Raw genomic sequence first — 16,506 nt, 5'->3', positions numbered from 1 at the left:
GTCAGTGACCGGGTCAGGCGGGCGGCAGGTAGGTCACCTCGACCTTGAAGGTGTTCAGCAGGATGGTCGAGTCGTCGAGCGGCACCGCCGACTCGCTGAGGCTGGTCCGCAGCTGGCTGGACCAGGTGAAGAGTCCCGTCCGCACGTTGACGGTGGCCGTGCCGTTGACCGTGGACGGGTCGCGACTGATGAGCATCCGGCCGGAGGGGGCGCGCAGTGCGATCGAGCTGACGTCGCCGCCCGTGCCGCTCCACTTGATCCGGATCCGTCCCGGCTGACGCACGCGCAGCATCCCGTCGCTCTCGCTGAGAGCGTGGACCTCCATGCCGCAGTCGAGCGCGCTGTCGTTGGTGAGGACCACGACGTGGGACACCTCGACCTCGACCTTCTTGAACGCCCGGTTGCGCGCGGTGGCCACCGCGGTCGTCGTGGTCTCGCTCTCGCCCAGGGCACCCCGGACGTGGCTGCCGTCGTCCATCTCCCCGAGGAACTCACCGTGCGCGTAGGCGGTGCGCTCTCCCTGGCCGCTGCGGTACGCCGTGGTCTGGCTCTCCGCGCCGTTGGTGATGTCGCAGTCGTTGCCGAACTCGGCGTAGGAGTTCGAGTGGACGGTGCCTTCGACCGGGGCTGCGGCAGCAGGGCCGGCCGTCGACACGAGCAGGGCGGTGGTGCTCAGCGTCGCGACGCCGAGGAGGGCCGGCACCCGCCGGCGGAGGGAGAGGAGAGCCACGTCTCGCAACGTAGTACTCGTCCCCGCCGACGGGGCCGGACTCGCCAGATTTTGCTCAGGAGTTCTGCGGGAACCCGAGGTTGATGCCCCCGTGCGAGGGGTCGAGCCACCGGCTGGTGATCGCCTTCTCGCGGGTGAAGAACTCCACGCCCTGGGGACCGTAGGCCTTGGCGTCGCCGAAGATCGACGCCTTGTAGCCACCGAAGGAGTGGTAGGCCACCGGCACCGGGATCGGAACGTTGATCCCGACCATGCCGACCTCCACCTCGCGCTGGAAGCGCCGGGCGGCACCGCCGTCGTTGGTGAAGATGGCCGTCCCGTTGCCGTAGGGGCCCGCGTTGATGAGCTCGACCCCCTCGGCGTACGACGCCACCCGGACCACCGAGAGCACCGGTCCGAAGATCTCGTCGCGATAGACAGCGGAGGTGGTCGGCACCTGGTCGATGAGGGTCGGTCCCAGCCAGAACCCGTCGGCCGCGCCGTCGATGTCCACCTCGCGGCCGTCGACCACGACGCTCGCGCCGTCGGCGGCCGCGACGTCGAGGTAGCCCGCAACCTTGTCGCGGTGCTCGCGGGTGATGAGCGGCCCCATGTCGCAGGAACGGCGGCCGTCGCCGATGACGAGCTTGCCCATCCGGTCGCGGATCTTGGCGATCAGGTCGTCGGCCACCGGCTCCACGGCGAGCACCACCGAGATCGCCATGCACCGCTCGCCGGCCGAGCCGAAGCCGGCATTGACGGCCGAGTCGGCGACCAGGTCGAGATCGGCGTCGGGCAGCACCAGCATGTGGTTCTTGGCGCCGCCGAGCGCCTGCACCCGCTTGCCGTGGGCGGACGCGGTCTCGTAGATGTACTGCGCGATCGGCGTCGAGCCGACGAAGGAGATCGACGCGACGTCCGGGTGGACGAGCAGGGCGTCGACGGCCTCCTTGTCGCCGTGGACGACGTTGAAGACCCCGTCGGGCAGCCCGGCCTCCTGGAGGAGCGCGGCGATCCAGTTGGCGACGCTCGGGTCCTTCTCGCTCGGCTTCAGCACGACGGTGTTGCCGGTCGCGAGGGCGATCGGGAAGAACCACATGGGGACCATCGCCGGGAAGTTGAACGGGCTGATGATGCCGACGACGCCGAGCGGCTCCTTGATGGAGTAGACGTCCACGTCGGTGGAGACGTTCTGCGAGAAGGCGCCCTTGGCCAGGTGCGGCATGCCGCACGCGAACTCGACGACCTCCAGCCCGCGGGCGACCTCGCCGGCCGCGTCCGAGAGCACCTTGCCGTGCTCGGAGGTGAGGATCGCCGCCAGCTCGCCCTTGCGCTGGTTGAGCAGCTCACGGAAGCCGAAGAGCACCTGCTGCCGCTTGGCGATCGACGACTCACCCCAGTCGGCGAACGCCGCCTTGGCGACCGCGACCGCTCGGTCGACGTCGCCGGCGCTCGCGAACCGGACGTGCTTGGACACCTCCCCGAGGGCGGGGTCGTAGACGGGGCCGGTGCGGCCGGCGGCGCCGAGCTCTCCGGGGTCGGCGACACCGGCGATCCAGTGGTCGAGGACGGGCAGGTCGGTGGGGGTGGTCATTGCGAGATTTCCTTGTCCAGCAGGGTGAGTACTTCGTCGTACGTCGCCAGTGCCTGGGCCACCTCGTCCGCCGTGACGGTGCACGGCGGGACGACGTGGATGCGGTTGTCGGCGATGAAGGGCAGCAGGCCGCGCGCCAGCATCTCGGCCTTGGCCGTGCCCATGAGTGCAGCGGGCAGGGGCTCACGGGTGGCGCGGTCGGCCACGAGCTCCATCGCCCAGAAGACCCCGGTGCCGCGGACCTCGCCGACGACGGGGTGCTGCTCGGCCAGCGCCGCGAGACCGGGGCCGATGGCCTCGGCACCGATCCGCTTCGCGTTGGCCACGATGCCCTCGCTCTCCATCGCGTCGATCGACGCGACGACGGAGGCGGCGGCGAGCGGGTGACCGCTGTAGGTGAGTCCGCCGGGGAAGACCCGGTCCTCGAACGTGCGGACGATGGGGTCGTTGATGACGACGCCACCTACGGGCACGTAGCCGGAGTTCACCCCCTTGGCGAAGGTGATGAGGTCCGGTCTCACGTCGAACGCGTCGAGCGCGAACCACTCGCCGGTCCGCCCGAAGCCGGCCATCACCTCGTCGAGGATGAGCATGATCCCGAACTCGTCGGCGATCGCCCTCACGCCCGGCAGGTAGCCCGGCGGGGGCACCATGATCCCGGCGGTGCCCGGGATGGTCTCGAGCAGGATGGCGGCGATCCCGGCCGGACCCTCGCACTCGATCACCCGACGCAGGTGGCGCAGTGCTCGCTCGCACTCCTCCTCCGGCGTCGTCGCCCAGAACTCCGACCGGTAGAGGTAGGGCCCGAACACGTGGACGTGCCCGCGCGCGTACTCGTTGGGGACCCGCCTCCAGTCGCCGGTCGCGACGATCGCGGCGCCGGTGTTGCCGTGGTAGGAGCGATAGGTCGTCACGACCTTGTCGCGCCCCGTGTGCAGCCGGGCCATCCGGATGGCGTTCTCGATGGCGTCGGCGCCACCGTTGGTGAAGAACACCTTGTTGAAGCCCTCGGGAGCGCGGGCAGCGATCCGCTGCGCCGCGACCCCCCGGGTCAGGTTGGCCGTCGCGGGCCCGATCGTGGCCAGCGTGGCGGCCTGCTCCTGGATCGCGGCGACGACGGCGGGGTGCTGGTGCCCGATGTTGACGTTGACCAGCTGGCTGGAGAAGTCCAGGTAGGTGCGACCGGAGTGGTCCCACACCTGGGTGCCGCGCCCACCCGCGATGGGCAGCAGCCCGGCTGTCGCCTGGGCCGACTGCATCATCCACGAGTGGAACACGTGCCCCCGGTCGAGCTCGGAGGTCCGGGCGTCGAGGTCGGTCATCTCTACTTGCCCCCCTCCTGGAGCGTCACGTCGATCGGCTCGTAGTCGGCGCCGAGGGTGTCGACGCCTTCGTCCTCCAGCTCGAGGAGAGCCTGCTCGACGTACTCGTTGGTGTAGGCCGTGCTCGGCGGCTCCTCCGTGATGATCGTGGCGCCGGTCTCGTTCTGGGTGTTGAGCGCGATGTCGACCGTCTGCGCCCAGGCGGCCTCGTCGATGACGCCGACGCCGTTGGTCGAGGGCCAGATGAGCTTGTTGACCTCGTTGGCCATCCACAGCTGGTGGCTCTGGCCGAGCTCGGAGCCGGACTCCGCCACGATCGTCGCGGCCTCCTCCGGGTTGTCGCGCACGAAGGCCCATCCCTTGATCGAGGCCTTGATGAAGGCGACCGTCTGCTCCTCGTAGTCGGGGTCGGAGAGCTTCTCGGTCGTCGCCCAGATCGCGTCCTGGAGCATCGCGGTGCCGATGTCGTTCCAGTTGATGACGTTGAGGTCGTCGGGCGTGTAGAGCTCACCCGTGTCCGGGTTGACCGTCTCGAGCACCTGCGCGTACTCGTTGTAGGTCATCGCCTGCGCGGCGTCGATGTCGCCGGCGAGGAAGGCGTTCATGTCGAACGCCTGCTGGACCAGGTTGATGTCCTCCACCGTGACCTCGGCGGACTGCATGCCGGCGAACAGCTCCCACTCGTTGCCGAAGCCCCAGCTGCCGACGTTCTTGTCCTTGAGGTCGGCGGGGGCCGTGATGTCCTTGTCCTTGAACGAGATCTGGGTCGTCGCGCTGCGCTCGAAGATCTGCGCGACGTTGGTGATCCCGGCACCCTGCTCGATCGAGCCGAGCACCTTGGGCACCCACGAGATGGCGTAGTCGACGTCACCGGACGCGAGGACGTCCTGCGGGACGATGTCGACGCCGCCCTCGACGATCTTCACGTCGAGGCCCTCGTCGACGTAGAAGCACTCGGCGACCGCCGCGTAGTAGCCCGCGAACTGGGCCTGCGACACCCACTGGAGCTGGAGCGAGACCTCGGTGAGGTCGCCGGCGTCGCGCGCCTCCTCGGTCCGGGTGGCGCAGTCCTCGTTGGCCTTGACGTCGACCTCGGACGACGAGCCGCCGTCGTCGTCGCTCGAGCAGCCGGTGACGACGAGGGCGAGGGCCGCCGCGGCCACCCCCAGCTTCAGGTGTGTCCTCATGTGCTTCTCCTGTTTCCTTCGGGGTGGGGTGTCAAGCAGGTCGGTGGTGACGCGAGAACCACAGCTCCACGAGCAGCGTCACGACGTAGAAGAGGAGGCCCAGGACGATCGCTCCCGACACGTAGGCCCACGCCAGCGGGTAGTTGCTGCTGGCCGCGGAGGAGGTGATCGACTTGCCGAGGCCACCGATCGGGCCGCCGAAGTACTCGGCGATGAGAGCCGCGATGACGGCGAGCGACGACGCGACCCTCAGGCCGGTGAAGACGTACGGCGTCGCTGTCGGCAGGGTGACGGTCCGGATCACCTGGAGCGGCTTGGCTGCGTAGGCGGTCATCAGGTCGCGGTGGACGGCCCGCACCTGCCGGATGCCGCGCAGGGTGTTGAGATAGACGGGGACGGCGACCGACACCCCGGCGACGATGATCCGGCCGGTGTTCACCGCGGCACCGAACATCGAGTAGAGCACGGGTGCCAGCGCGACGATCGGGATCACCGCGAGCGCCGCGACGACCGGCGCCGCCATCTGGTCGACGAACCGGAACGTGCCGGCGACCGCCGCGCCGAGCACGCCGACGACCGCGCCGGCCAGCATCCCGATGAGGGCGTTGCGGCCGGTGACCGTCGCGCCGTCGGTGATCGTGCCGGCGTTGGCGGTGACCTGCTCCCAGATGGCGCTCGGTGCGGGCAGGATGAACGGCTCGATCTCCGCCCGGTCCACGAGCAGCTCCCAACCGAGGACGACGAGCGCGCCCAGCCCCAGCGGCGCGAGGACGGTGCTCCACCGCACCTCGGTGATCGGGAGCCGGGGCCGGGTGACGCGGCCCGCGGCGACGGGGTCCACGGCGGTCACTTCTCGAGTCCTTCGGCGGCCAGGGTGGGCATGGGGGTGCCGTGGAGGAGGCTGCGCACCTCGGCGACCGCCCGGAAGAAGCCCTCCTCGTCGCGCGCCCGCTCGGTGCGGTCGTGAGCGCCCACGAGCCCGTCGGCGCGGACGTCGACGATGCCGGTGATCCGCCCGGGACGCGGCGACATCACGACGACGCGGTCGGAGAGGAACACGGCCTCGGGGATCGAGTGGGTCACGAACAGCACGGCGGCCCCGGTCTCGGCGCAGATCCGCACGAGCTCGTTCTGCATCCGCTCCCGGGTGATCTCGTCCAGCGCACCGAACGGCTCGTCCATCAGCAGCAGCCGCGGGCTCTCGGCGAGGGCGCGCGCGATCGCCACCCGCTGCTGCATGCCACCGGAGAGCTGGTCGGGGTGGCTCTTGGCGAAGTCGGACAGCCCGACCAGGTCGAGCAGCTCGGCGACCCGCGCCTTGCGCATCGCCGCGGACGCACCGTGCAGCCGCAGCGGGAGCTCCACGTTGCCGGCCACGGTCCGCCAGGGCAGCAGGCCGGCCTGCTGGAAGGCGATCCCGTAGTCCTGGTCGAGCCGAGCCTGGCGGACGCCCTTGCCGAAGACCCGGAGGTCACCGGAGGTCGCGGTGTCGAGGTCGGCGACCAGGCGCAGCAGGGTGCTCTTGCCGCAGCCGCTGGGCCCGATGAGCGAGACGAACTCGCCGTCGGCGACGGTCAGGTCGACGTCCTGGAGGGCGACGACCTGCTTGCGGCCCTTGCCGAACACGCGGTCGACCCCGGTGACGCTGATCGCCGGCTCCATCCCCGCTGGCGTGCTCATGAAGGAACTCCTGTCAGGCGGAAGGGGCGCAGGACGAGGCCGAGAAGCCCGATCGCTCCGGCGGCGACCAGTCCGATGACGACGGCGCCGAAGATCGGCGCCCACGGCTTGGCCGGGTCGCCGGACGCGGCGACGGCGTAGTCGATGACCATCCGGCCGAGACCGCCCTTGAGGCCGATCGACACCTCGGCCACGACCGCGCCGATGACGGCGCTGGCGGCTGCGAGGCGCAGGGCCGGCAGCAGGTAGGGGACGGAGGACGGCAGCCGGAGGGTGAGCAGCGAGCGCCACCACCCGACGCCGTAGGCCCGCATCAGGTCGAGGTGGGTCCTGTCCGGCGACTTCAGGCCGCGCAGGGCCCCGACCGCGACGGGGAAGAACGCCAAGTACGCCGCGATGACCGCGACCGAGTCCTCGCTGCTCCACACGTGGCCGCCGATCTGGATCTCCGATCCCCAGCGGCGCACCAGCGGCGCGATCGCGATGAGCGGCACCGTCTGGCTGAGGATCACCCACGGCAGCAGCGCCGACTCCACGATCCGCAGCCGGCTCATGAGGAGTGCGAGCGCCAGCCCGACGACGACCCCGATCAGCCAGCCGCGCGCGGCCAGGCCGAGCGAGAACAGGCTGGCGTCGAGCACGGCGTCGAACGCGTCGGGGGCGCCGGCCAGCCCGGTGACCGGCTCGCTGAACCGCTGGAGCATCTCCCAGGAGTGCGGCATCGCGAGCTCGGTCGTCCGCGGCAGCACCCGGGTCTCGCCGACGAGCACGCCCTCGGCCGGGCCGACCGCCTTGTAGACGTCCCAGGTCGCGACCACCGCGGCGATGCCGAGGAGGCCGAGGACGACCGCCCGGACGCGGTTCCAGAGGGGGACCAAAGCGTCAGGCCTTCGCCGTCACGTGCTCGCGCAGCTGCGGCATGATCGTCTCGCCGTAGACCCGCATCGTCTCCTCCTTGTTGTCGTGCTGGAGGTAGATGCAGAACTGGTCGACGCCGATCTCCTTGAGCGCCTCGAGCTTCTCGACGTGCTGCTCCGGCGTGCCGAGCAGGCAGAACCGGTCGACGATCTCGTCGGGCACGAAGTCGACGTGATCGTTGTCGGCCTTGCCGTGGGTGTTGTAGTCGTAGCCCGTGCGGCCCTTGATGTAGTCGACGAGCACGGTCGGGAACCCGTTGTCCGGGTCGTCGCCGTACTTCGCCACGATGTCGGCGATGTGGTTGCCGACCATGCCGCCGAACCACCGCGTCTGCGAGCGCATGTGGTCGATCTGGTCCTCCGACCCGACGTACGCCGGCGCGGCGACGCAGAACGTCAGCGCGTCCGGGTCGCGCCCGGCCTTCTCGGCGGCGTCACGCACCTGGGCGATCATCCACTTCGCGACGTCGACGTCGGCGAGCTGGAGGATGAAGCCGTCGCCGGCCTCGCCGGCGGTCTTGAGCGCGAGCGGACCGTAGGCGGCGATCCACACCTCGAGCGCCGAGGTCCGCGCCCAGGGGAAACGGATCGTCGAGCCCATGTGCTCCACCGGGCGGCAGTTGCCGAGCTCACGGATCACGTGGGTGGCGTCGCGGACCTCCTTGAGGGTGGTCGGCTTGCCGTTGAGCGTCCGCACGGCGGAGTCGCCGCGACCGATGCCGACCACGGTGCGGTTGCCGTACATCTCGTTGAGCGTGGCGAACACCGACGCCGTGACGGTCCAGTCCCGGGTCGCGGGGTTGGTCACCATCGGCCCGACGATGATCCGTCGGGTCTCGGCGAGGATCTGGCTGTAGATGACGTACGGCTCCTGCCACAGCAGGTGGGAGTCGAAGGTCCACACGTAGTCGAACCCGTGCTCCTCGGCCTCCTTGGCCAGGGCGACCGTCCGCCACGCGGGCGGGTTGGTCTGCAGCACCACACCAAAATCCATGTCAATCCTCTCGGTCCCTGAGCTTGTCGAAGGGTCAGACCAGGTACTGGGTCAGGCCACGCTTGAGGTACTGCCCGTGGCCGGCGCGGCCGTGGAACGCCCCGTCGGAGACGAGCACCGAGCCGCGGCTGATGACGACGTCGACGTGGCCGTCGATCTCGTAGCCCTCCCAGGCCGAGTGGTCCATCGCCATGTGGTGCGTCTTGCCGACGCCGATCGAGGTGTGACCAGCGGGGTCGTAGACCACGATGTCCGCGTCGGCGCCGGGCGCGATGACGCCCTTCTTGCCGTACAGGCCGAACATCCGCGCCGGCGTGGTCGAGGTGAGCTCGACCCAGCGCTCGAGGCTGATCTGGCCGGTGACCACGCCTTGGTAGAGCAGGTCCATCCGGTGCTCGATCGAGCCGATGCCGTTGGGGATCGCTCGGAAGTCGCCGCGGCCGAGCTCCTTCTGGTCCTTCATGCAGAACGGGCAGTGGTCGGTCGACACCATCTGCAGGTCGTTGGTGCGCAGCCCCTGCCACATCGCGTCCTGGTGGCCCTCGGCCCGGGAGCGCAGCGGCGTCGAGCAGACCCACTTGGCGCCCTCGAAGTCGCCCCAGGTCGGATCGCCCGTCGCGCCCAACTGCTCCTCGAGCGAGAGGTAGAGGTACTGCGGACAGGTCTCCCCGAAGACGTTCTGGCCACGGTCGCGCGCGGCCGCGAGCTGCTCCACGGCCTGCTTGGCGCTCACGTGGACGACGTAGAGAGGTGCGTCCGTGAGGTGGGCCAGCATGATCGCGCGGTGAGTGGCCTCCTCCTCCATCTGCCAGGCACGGGCGATGCCGTGGAAGTACGGCGTGGTCTTGCCGGCGTTGTAGAGCTGCTCGGCGAGCACGTCGATGACCGGCCCGTTCTCGGCGTGCATCATCGTCATCAGCCCGAGCTCACGGGCCTTCTGCATCGCCCGCAGGATCTGGTCGTCGGTCGCGTAGAAGACGCCCGGATAGGCCATGAACATCTTGTAGGACGTGATGCCCTCGTCGACGAGGGTCTCCATCGCCTTGAGCGACTGCTCGTCGACGCCGCCGATGATCTGGTGGAAGCCGTAGTCGACCGCGCAGTTGCCGCGTGCCTTGTCGTGCCAGGCGGCCAGCCCGTCCTCGACCCGCTCGCCCGCCTTCTGGACGGCGAAGTCGATGATCGACGTGGTGCCGCCCCAGGCCGCCGCGATCGTGCCGGTCTCGAAGGTGTCGGAGGCCTCGGTCCCGCCGAACGGCAGCTGCATGTGGGTGTGGGCGTCGATCCCGCCCGGGATGACGTACTTCCCGGTCGCGTCGATCACCGTCTCGACCGAGGCCGCGAGGTCATGGCCCAGCAGCGTCGAGCCGGGCGCGAGGACCGCGACGACCGACTCGCCGTCGACGAGGACGTCGGCCACCGTGCGACCCGTCGAGCTGACGACGGTCCCGCCCTTGATGAGGATGGTCATCGCTGCTCCTGTCAGGGTCGGGCGGTCGCGGTGTAGGAGTCGGGCCGACGGTCGCGGTAGAACTGCCAGTCGTCGCGCATCTGCTGGACCAGGTCCATGTCGAGGTCGCGGACCAACACCTCCTCGTCGGTCGCGGAGCCGCGCTCGCCGACGAAGTTGCCGCGGGGGTCGATCACCTGGCTGGTGCCGTAGAAGTCGACCGCGAGCTCGCCGTACTCGTTGTCCTCGCGGCCGACCCGGTTGGGCTGGAGCACGAAGTAGCCGTTGGCGACCGCGGCGCACGGCCCCTCGACCTCCCACAACCGGTTGCTGAGGCCCGGCTTGGTGGCGTTGGGGTTGAACACGATGTGCGCACCGTTGAGGCCCAGCTCGCGCCAGCCCTCGGGGAAGTGCCGGTCGTAGCAGATGTAGGTGCCGACCTTGCCGACCGCGGTGTCGAACACCGGGTAGCCGAGGTTGCCGGGGCGGAAGTAGAACTTCTCCCAGAACCGGTCGAGGTGCGGGATGTGGTGCTTGCGGTACTTCCCGAGCACCGTGCCGTCGGCGTCGACGGTCACCGTGGTGTTGTAGTAGACGCCGGTCTGCTCCTCCTCGTAGATCGGGAGGACGAGCACCAGACCGAGCTCCTTGGCGAGGGCCGCGAAGCGCTGCACGATCGGGCCGTCGGCCGGCTCGGCGTAGCGGTAGTACTTCTGGTCCTGGGTGATGCCGAAGTAGGGGCCGTAGAACAGCTCCTGGAACGACATCACCTGCGCGCCCTGGGCGGCAGCGTCGCGAGCGAACTGCTCGTGCTTGTCGAGCATCGACTCCTTGTCGCCGGTCCAGGTCGTCTGGCTGATCGCGGCACGCACGATGGTCAAGAGGTCCACCTCCGCAGGGGGAACGGATAAAGGATCGAGGACGGTCCGAACGGATCGAGTTCTGTTATCGTCCTGGTTGAACATTTCGCTCCGATTTCGCTCTTGTCAAGGGTTGGACATGGAATTGGCGGCCATCAGCGACCGAACACCGCACGGCATCGCCGGCGCGTTCAGTCGCGCGATCCGGGCCGGCGAGCCCGCACCCGGCGACCGGCTGCCGACGGTCCGCGACATCGCCGCCGAGCTCGGCGTCTCGCCCGCGACGGTCTCCGCGGCCTGGCAGGCACTCCGCCGTACGGGCCTGGTCGTGTCCCGCGGCCGGTCCGGGACGTTCGTCCGCGACTCGCCCACTCCCTGGCTCTCACCGCGCCAGCGCGGTCTGGTCGGCGCGGGCCCCGACGGCCTCCGGCTGGACCTGTCGCGCGGGACGCCCGACCCGACCCTGCTCCCGGACCTCGGCCCGGCGCTGCACCGGGTGTCGCAGCGCGCCGGTGTCCTGGCCTACCAGGAGGAGCCGGTCCTTCCCGACCTGCGCGACGTGCTGCTGGCGTCCTGGCCCTACCCGACCGAGGCCCTCACCGTCGTCGACGGCGCGACCGACGGTGTGACCCGGATGCTCGAGCAGGTGGTCTCCTACGGCGACCGCGTGGTGCTCGAGTCCCCGGGCTTCCCCCCGTTCTTCGACCTCGTCGAGGCGCTCGGCGCCGAGGTCGTCCCGGTGTCGCTGGACGCCGCCGGCGTCACGCCGGACTCGCTGCGGCGCGCGCTCGACGCGCGCCCCGTCGCGGTCGTGCTCCAGCCACGCGCGCACAACCCCACCGGGGTCTCGACGACCGTCGCCCGCGCCGAGCAGCTGGTCCGGGTGCTGCGGCGGCGCCGCGAGTCGATGCCGTGGATCATCGAGGACGACCACTCCTCCGGCATCTCGGTCGCGCCGGACGTCAGCCTCGGGACCTGGCTCCCCGACCACGTCGTCCACGTCCGGTCGTACTCCAAGTCGCATGGCCCCGACCTCCGGATCGCCGCGCTCGGCGGGCCGTCGGCGATCGTCGACCGGATCGTGGCGCGCCGCATGCTCGGGCCCGCCTGGACCTCACGGATGGTGCAGACGATCCTGCTCGACCTGCTCACGTCGTCCGCCTCGCTGGACGAGGTGAGCGAGGCCCGTCGGCAGTACATGGCTCGCCAGCGCACCCTCGTCACGGCCCTCGCCGCGCACGGTGTCGACGCCGCCGTCCCCGACGGGATCAACCTGTGGCTCCCCGTCCGCGACGAGCGTGCTGCGCTGGTGCACCTCTCGGCGTCCGGGATCCGCGTCGCCGGCGGCACCCCGTTCCTGGCCGACGGCGAGGCGTCGTTCCTCCGCGTCACGTCCGGGCTGGTCTCCCCCGACGACGCCCCCGACGTGGCCGCCGCCCTGGCCGCCGCGGCGGCCTGTGCATGACCGGTTGAAGTTTCTTTACTCTCCCTTTACCTTCGAGGTCCGGTCCTGAAAGGGACATCCAATCGCATCTCGGGGGTCGTTGTGCCTGTTTCGTCATCTCGCCAGCACGGTTCGTTCCGTGTCCTCATCGCGCTCGTCAGCGCCGTGCTCGCCGTGCTCCTCGTGAGCTCTCCTGCCTACGCCACGCTCTACTACTGGAACTCCGGGAATGAGCCCCTGACCGCATCCGACGACGGCGACAAGAAGGCCGCCGGCTACGGCTCCTGGAAGATCGGGACGACCGTCAACGGCACCCGCTCCCAGGCCTACGGCTACCTCAAGGACCTCGACGACAACGGGCACAACGTCTACTTCGAGCTCTTCACCCAGACCAACGCGGGCTACTGCATCCAGCCGGGCTACACCTCGTGCGACTCCAAGTGGTACACGTGGAAGAGCCAGTTCTCCGACTTCGACAAGGAGACGTGGGGCAAGGACTACTGGTCCTCGGAGTTCTACGCCTCGACCAGCGTCAACCCAGACGCCGACTACGCCCGGGCCCGCATGCGCGTGAGCGAGTCCAACTGGGGCGCCGACACCCATTCCGGCTCGACCTACACCAAGGGCAACCGGTACTGAGGCGGCTCGCGGATCCCGGGGCGCGACCATGGACGACGACAACACGCAGATCTGGTGCAGGGACCTCGTGGTTCGACGAGGGGGGTTCACGTTGGGCCCAGTCGAGGTCGCGCTCGGACGGGGCGTCACCACGCTGGTCGGACGCAACGGCGCAGGGAAGACCACCCTGCTGCGCGCGCTGGTCGGCCTGGAGTCGGCGCGTTCCGGAGAGGTGCGGATCCTTGACCAATCGGGGGCCCGTTCGTCCGAGCGGCGGATCGTCGCACGCCAGGTGGGTTATGTCGCGCAAGCCGCGGGCGTGCCTGCAGGGGCCCGGGTCCGCGACGTCGTCGCCTACGCCGCCTGGCTCAAGGCGATGCCCGCTCGACGGACCGCAACCGCGGTGGAGGCTGCCCTGGCGGGGCTGGGGGGCGACCACCTCCAGCGCCGACGGGTCGGCACCCTGTCCGGAGGCGAGCGTCAACGCGTCTCCATCGCAATGGCTCTGGTCCATAGCCCTACGGTGCTGATCCTGGACGAGCCGAGCGTCGGCCTGGACCCGGTGCAGCGAGTGACCCTCCGGCGCATCATCGACACGTTGGCGGCAGACCGCGCGGTTCTGGTCAGCACGCACCTGATCGAGGACGTGGGCGGCGCCGCCGACGCACAGGTGCTGGCGCTCGAGCAGGGCCGTCTCATCTTCAGCGGGTCACCTGACGACCTGCGCGCTCTGGCGCGAGCTGACGACATCGGCGGGACGGACCTCGAGCGCGGGTTGTTCCACCTGCTCGGGCAGGAGCAGGCGTGATGGCTCGAACGCGGTACCTGGTGGCATCGTCGCGCGCCTCGTTCGCAGCCGCTCCGATCGCGGCCGTGGTCGCCTACGCCGTCCTGTCGAACATCGCCCTGTGGAGCGGCGATTGGATCTGGGGCTACAACCATCTCGGCCAGACAGTTCCGGTGCTGATGCTGATCACCGCCTTCGTCACCGGTTGGGACAGCGGGTCTACTTCGGGGGGCTATCGCGCCCTGACCGAGCGCGTTCCCGTTTCCCGACTGCGCGTCGTGACGACCCTCGTCGCTGCGCCACTAGGCACGTCTGTCGCGCTGTACGGGGTGGGCCTCGCCGCCGTGGTCCGAGCGACATGGTCCAACGACGGGGCTGTCGACCCGCGGACGGCGTGGTTGATCGGGTCGCACCTGATGATGCTCTGCATGGCAGCGGCCGTCGGGCTTCTGATGGGGCGGTTCCTCGACTCGCCGTACGCGGCCTTCGGCGGCGTGGCCGTCATCGGCTTGATGTTGTTCTGGCACGTCGGCGAGGGCCAGTACCTCCTCGAGCTCGACGGGCTCGCCGGACCAGCAGCCGGGTCGACCCCCGCGACGGCGTACTTCGCTCAGAACGTAGCGACCTTGCTCGTTGTCACACTCGCACTCAGCGTCCCGCTGAGTCTTGCATCACCGCCGCGAGGGGTGGTAGGCGCTGGGATCACGATCGCTCTCGCGGTCTACCTGACGACGTCCCACCTAGGCAGCACCGAGAAGAACGTCGCCACGGCGAGGGGACCCGACCGGTGCCTGTGGGGCGACGTCGAGGTCTGCGTGTATCCCGGCTACGACCGGCTGCTTCCCGTGCTCGAGAACCGCATCACCGGGTTCCTGCGCGAGGCCGACTCCCGTGGCGTCCCGCGGTCGACATTCCCTTCCCGGTTCGTCCAGGACGGCTCCGTCGACTCCGAGCCCGGGACGGGGGTGCTCCAGCTCAGGGAGGAGATCCTGCGCGACCAGACGATCGACACCGGCGACCTCGCCGCCACCTTGAGCACGCCGATCTGGTGTGACGCGATGTTCGGCGAGGAGGTGCCCGTCGGGCTGCTCGACAGGAGCTCGACCGTCTCCACCTGGATCCGGTTCGTCGACGGCGAGCTGTCCGCGCGAGCGCTGAAGGAGCTCGCACCCGACCTCGCCCGGCTGCCCCCGGCCCATCAGGCCGCACGGATCATCGCGGTGATGGCGGAACTGCGTCGATGCGACAACACCTGATGTGCCGATGGATGGAGCTCGCACGGGTCGTGGTGCACCTCACGCGGCTGCGACCGTGGGCGGTCGTGGCACTGCTCGCAGCGCTCACGGTCCTCATGGCCAGCACCGGTCACACGGTGCCCAGCATCGCGCCGGACCCGACGATCCCTCCGACCCCCACCCCACTACTGGTCGCCACGATGCTCGCGTCGATCGTGGTGCTCCTCCTCCGGCCCGTGCTACCCGAAGCGGAGCGGCTGTCCGCCGCGAACATGCGCGGAGCGCGCGCCGTCGCGGTCGGCGCCGTCACCCTGCTCGCCGGTGGAACGGCTGCCCTCGCCCCACAGCTGGTGACAGACCCCCCATCCGTCACCCCTTGTCTCGGGACAGCCGCTGCGCTCGTCGGGCTGGCGCTCGGCCTCGCTCCTCTTGGCAGCTTCGCCTCCCTGTCCCTCCCGCTGCTCTATGTCGTCTCAGGGCTCGCGTTCGGCTATCGGCCGAGCACCGAGGGGCCTGCACGGGTGCGCTCGTGGGCGTGGCTGGTCGAACCGGCTTCAGCCTCCCTCGTCTCGGAGCTGGTGGTGGCGGTCGTCGGACTCGCCGTGTTCGTGCTCGTCCCTCCCCGGATCGATCGCGACTGAGGGAACCGACCCGGCGGGCGTGCCGTCGTACGTTCATGAAGCCTGTCGCGCGCCGTCGTCCGTCCCGTGTCCTCCTGGCGCTCCTCGCCATCGGCCTCGCCGCCTCCGGGTGCGCGTCCGGGGGCGGGGACTCCGACGACTCGGGGTCCACCGCCGGCTTCAGCGACCTCAGCAGGGGCGACGCGCCCGCCGAGATGCCCGCCGACCGCGACGCGATGGAGCGCGGCATGGCCGACGAGAGCATGTCCTTCGGGGAGACGGAGAACCGCGTCGTCGACGGCATGGACCTGGCCGGCACGGCGTTGTACGGCGAGTCCCCCGAGTCCCGGCCCGACGACGGCAGCACCGACCGCAAGATCATCGCCAAGGGCAACGTCTCCCTGGAGAGCGACGATGTCGAGCTCACCATCACCAAGGTCGTGCGGATCACCGACGAGCTCGGCGGCGAGATCACCGAGCGCGAGACGACCACCAACGACGAGGGCGACCTGCGGACCGCGCGGCTCCTGCTCCGGATCCCCGTCGGCGGCTTCACCGACGCGATCGCCGAGCTCGAGGACGCCGGCGACCTGATCTCGTCCAACACCGGGGCCGAGGACGTGACGACCCAGGTCATCGACACCAAGGTCCGGATCCGTGCCCAGCGCCGCAGCCTCGCCCGGGTCGAGGCGCTGCTCGACCGGGCGCAGTCGATCAGCGACATCATCCGGATCGAGGGCCAGCTCACCCGGCGCCAAGCCAACCTCGACTCCCTCGTGCAGCGCCTCGACTACCTGAGCAACCAGACGTCGATGTCGACGATCACCGTCAACGTCGCGCTCCCCCCGAAGAAGAAGGAGAAGGAGGAGCCGAAGGAGAAGGAGAAGGAGGAGGTCGGCTTCGTGGCCGGGCTCGAGGACGGCTGGAAGTCGTTCAAGTCCTTCGGTACCGACGTCCTCACCCTGTCGGGTCGGGTCCTCCCCTTCGCCGGCGTCCTCCTCCTCGTCGGTGGCCCGCTCCTGATCCTCGTCCGTCGCTTCCGCCGCCCGACCGGGACCACCGCCGCCGACGCCTGATCGCTCGCGCCCA

16 protein-coding genes are annotated in these 16,506 nt (G+C 69.9%); 6 read left to right on the top strand and 10 right to left on the bottom strand.

Annotated features, from left to right (window positions below):
- Positions 1–13: 13 nt before the first annotated feature.
- Genes H0487_RS02665 through H0487_RS02620 form a run of 10 tightly spaced genes read right to left on the bottom strand, consistent with a single transcriptional unit; the run spans position 14 to position 10,725 of the window.
- A complete protein-coding gene (locus tag H0487_RS02665; protein WP_183092680.1) occupies positions 14–730 on the bottom strand; it encodes a hypothetical protein in 717 nt (238 codons plus the stop codon).
- A gap of 55 nt (positions 731–785) precedes the next feature.
- On the bottom strand, positions 786–2,303 hold the full coding sequence (locus H0487_RS02660) for a CoA-acylating methylmalonate-semialdehyde dehydrogenase (protein ID WP_183092679.1): 1,518 nt from the start codon (positions 2,301–2,303) through the stop codon (positions 786–788).
- Positions 2,300–3,625 carry an aspartate aminotransferase family protein gene (locus H0487_RS02655; protein ID WP_183092678.1) on the bottom strand — a complete coding sequence of 442 codons (1,326 nt, stop codon included), beginning with the start codon at positions 3,623–3,625 and terminating at the stop codon, positions 2,300–2,302. Before H0487_RS02655 ends, H0487_RS02660 begins: the two co-directional genes overlap by 4 nt.
- 2 nt (positions 3,626–3,627) lie before the next feature.
- Positions 3,628–4,812, bottom strand: a complete 1,185-nt coding sequence (locus tag H0487_RS02650) for an ABC transporter substrate-binding protein (protein ID WP_183092677.1) — start codon at positions 4,810–4,812, stop codon at positions 3,628–3,630.
- Positions 4,813–4,843: 31 nt separating this feature from the next.
- Positions 4,844–5,662 (bottom strand): ABC transporter permease, encoded by an 819-nt coding sequence (locus H0487_RS02645; protein WP_312855795.1) that lies wholly within the window; start codon positions 5,660–5,662, stop codon positions 4,844–4,846.
- Complete coding sequence (locus H0487_RS02640) at positions 5,659–6,492, bottom strand: ABC transporter ATP-binding protein (RefSeq protein ID WP_183092676.1); 834 nt, start codon at positions 6,490–6,492, stop codon at positions 5,659–5,661. The genes H0487_RS02645 and H0487_RS02640 overlap by 4 nt, the downstream gene beginning before the upstream one ends.
- A complete protein-coding gene (locus tag H0487_RS02635) occupies positions 6,489–7,370 on the bottom strand; it encodes an ABC transporter permease (protein WP_183092675.1) in 882 nt (293 codons plus the stop codon). Before H0487_RS02635 ends, H0487_RS02640 begins: the two co-directional genes overlap by 4 nt.
- Before the next feature lie 4 nt (positions 7,371–7,374).
- Entirely contained in the window at positions 7,375–8,403 is a 1,029-nt protein-coding gene (locus H0487_RS02630; RefSeq protein WP_183092674.1) for a TIGR03842 family LLM class F420-dependent oxidoreductase, read from the bottom strand.
- A gap of 34 nt (positions 8,404–8,437) precedes the next feature.
- Positions 8,438–9,874 (bottom strand): dihydropyrimidinase, encoded by a 1,437-nt coding sequence (gene hydA / locus H0487_RS02625; protein ID WP_183092673.1) that lies wholly within the window; start codon positions 9,872–9,874, stop codon positions 8,438–8,440.
- Positions 9,875–9,885: 11 nt separating this feature from the next.
- Complete coding sequence (locus H0487_RS02620) at positions 9,886–10,725, bottom strand: nitrilase-related carbon-nitrogen hydrolase (RefSeq protein ID WP_446685555.1); 840 nt, start codon at positions 10,723–10,725, stop codon at positions 9,886–9,888.
- Positions 10,726–10,852: 127 nt separating this feature from the next.
- Between H0487_RS02620 and H0487_RS02615 the strand changes: the two genes are divergently transcribed.
- The 6 genes from H0487_RS02615 to H0487_RS02590 all read left to right on the top strand — a co-directional run bounded on the left by H0487_RS02615 (position 10,853) and on the right by H0487_RS02590 (position 16,493).
- The gene (locus tag H0487_RS02615) at positions 10,853–12,178 is read left to right on the top strand and encodes an aminotransferase class I/II-fold pyridoxal phosphate-dependent enzyme (protein WP_183092672.1); all 1,326 of its coding nucleotides are present in this window, start codon (positions 10,853–10,855) and stop codon (positions 12,176–12,178) included.
- Positions 12,179–12,259: 81 nt separating this feature from the next.
- The gene (locus H0487_RS02610) at positions 12,260–12,796 is read left to right on the top strand and encodes a hypothetical protein (protein ID WP_183092671.1); all 537 of its coding nucleotides are present in this window, start codon (positions 12,260–12,262) and stop codon (positions 12,794–12,796) included.
- A 28-nt stretch (positions 12,797–12,824) separates the two neighbouring features.
- Positions 12,825–13,583 carry an ABC transporter ATP-binding protein gene (locus H0487_RS02605; protein ID WP_183092670.1) on the top strand — a complete coding sequence of 253 codons (759 nt, stop codon included), beginning with the start codon at positions 12,825–12,827 and terminating at the stop codon, positions 13,581–13,583.
- The gene (locus tag H0487_RS02600) at positions 13,583–14,818 is read left to right on the top strand and encodes a hypothetical protein (RefSeq protein WP_183092669.1); all 1,236 of its coding nucleotides are present in this window, start codon (positions 13,583–13,585) and stop codon (positions 14,816–14,818) included. The genes H0487_RS02605 and H0487_RS02600 overlap by 1 nt, the downstream gene beginning before the upstream one ends.
- Before the next feature lie 11 nt (positions 14,819–14,829).
- Positions 14,830–15,438: a hypothetical protein gene (locus tag H0487_RS02595; protein WP_183092668.1), complete on the top strand. Its 609-nt coding sequence runs from the start codon at positions 14,830–14,832 to the stop codon at positions 15,436–15,438.
- Between the two features lie 35 nt (positions 15,439–15,473).
- The gene (locus H0487_RS02590; RefSeq protein WP_183092667.1) at positions 15,474–16,493 is read left to right on the top strand and encodes a DUF4349 domain-containing protein; all 1,020 of its coding nucleotides are present in this window, start codon (positions 15,474–15,476) and stop codon (positions 16,491–16,493) included.
- Positions 16,494–16,506 lie beyond the last annotated feature (13 nt).

The organism is Nocardioides stalactiti (genome assembly GCF_014180715.1).
In the GTDB taxonomy this organism is placed as follows: domain Bacteria; phylum Actinomycetota; class Actinomycetes; order Propionibacteriales; family Nocardioidaceae; genus Nocardioides; species Nocardioides stalactiti.
Note: the sequence above shows the minus strand (reverse complement) of the source record. Positions and strands in the feature narration are given on the sequence as shown.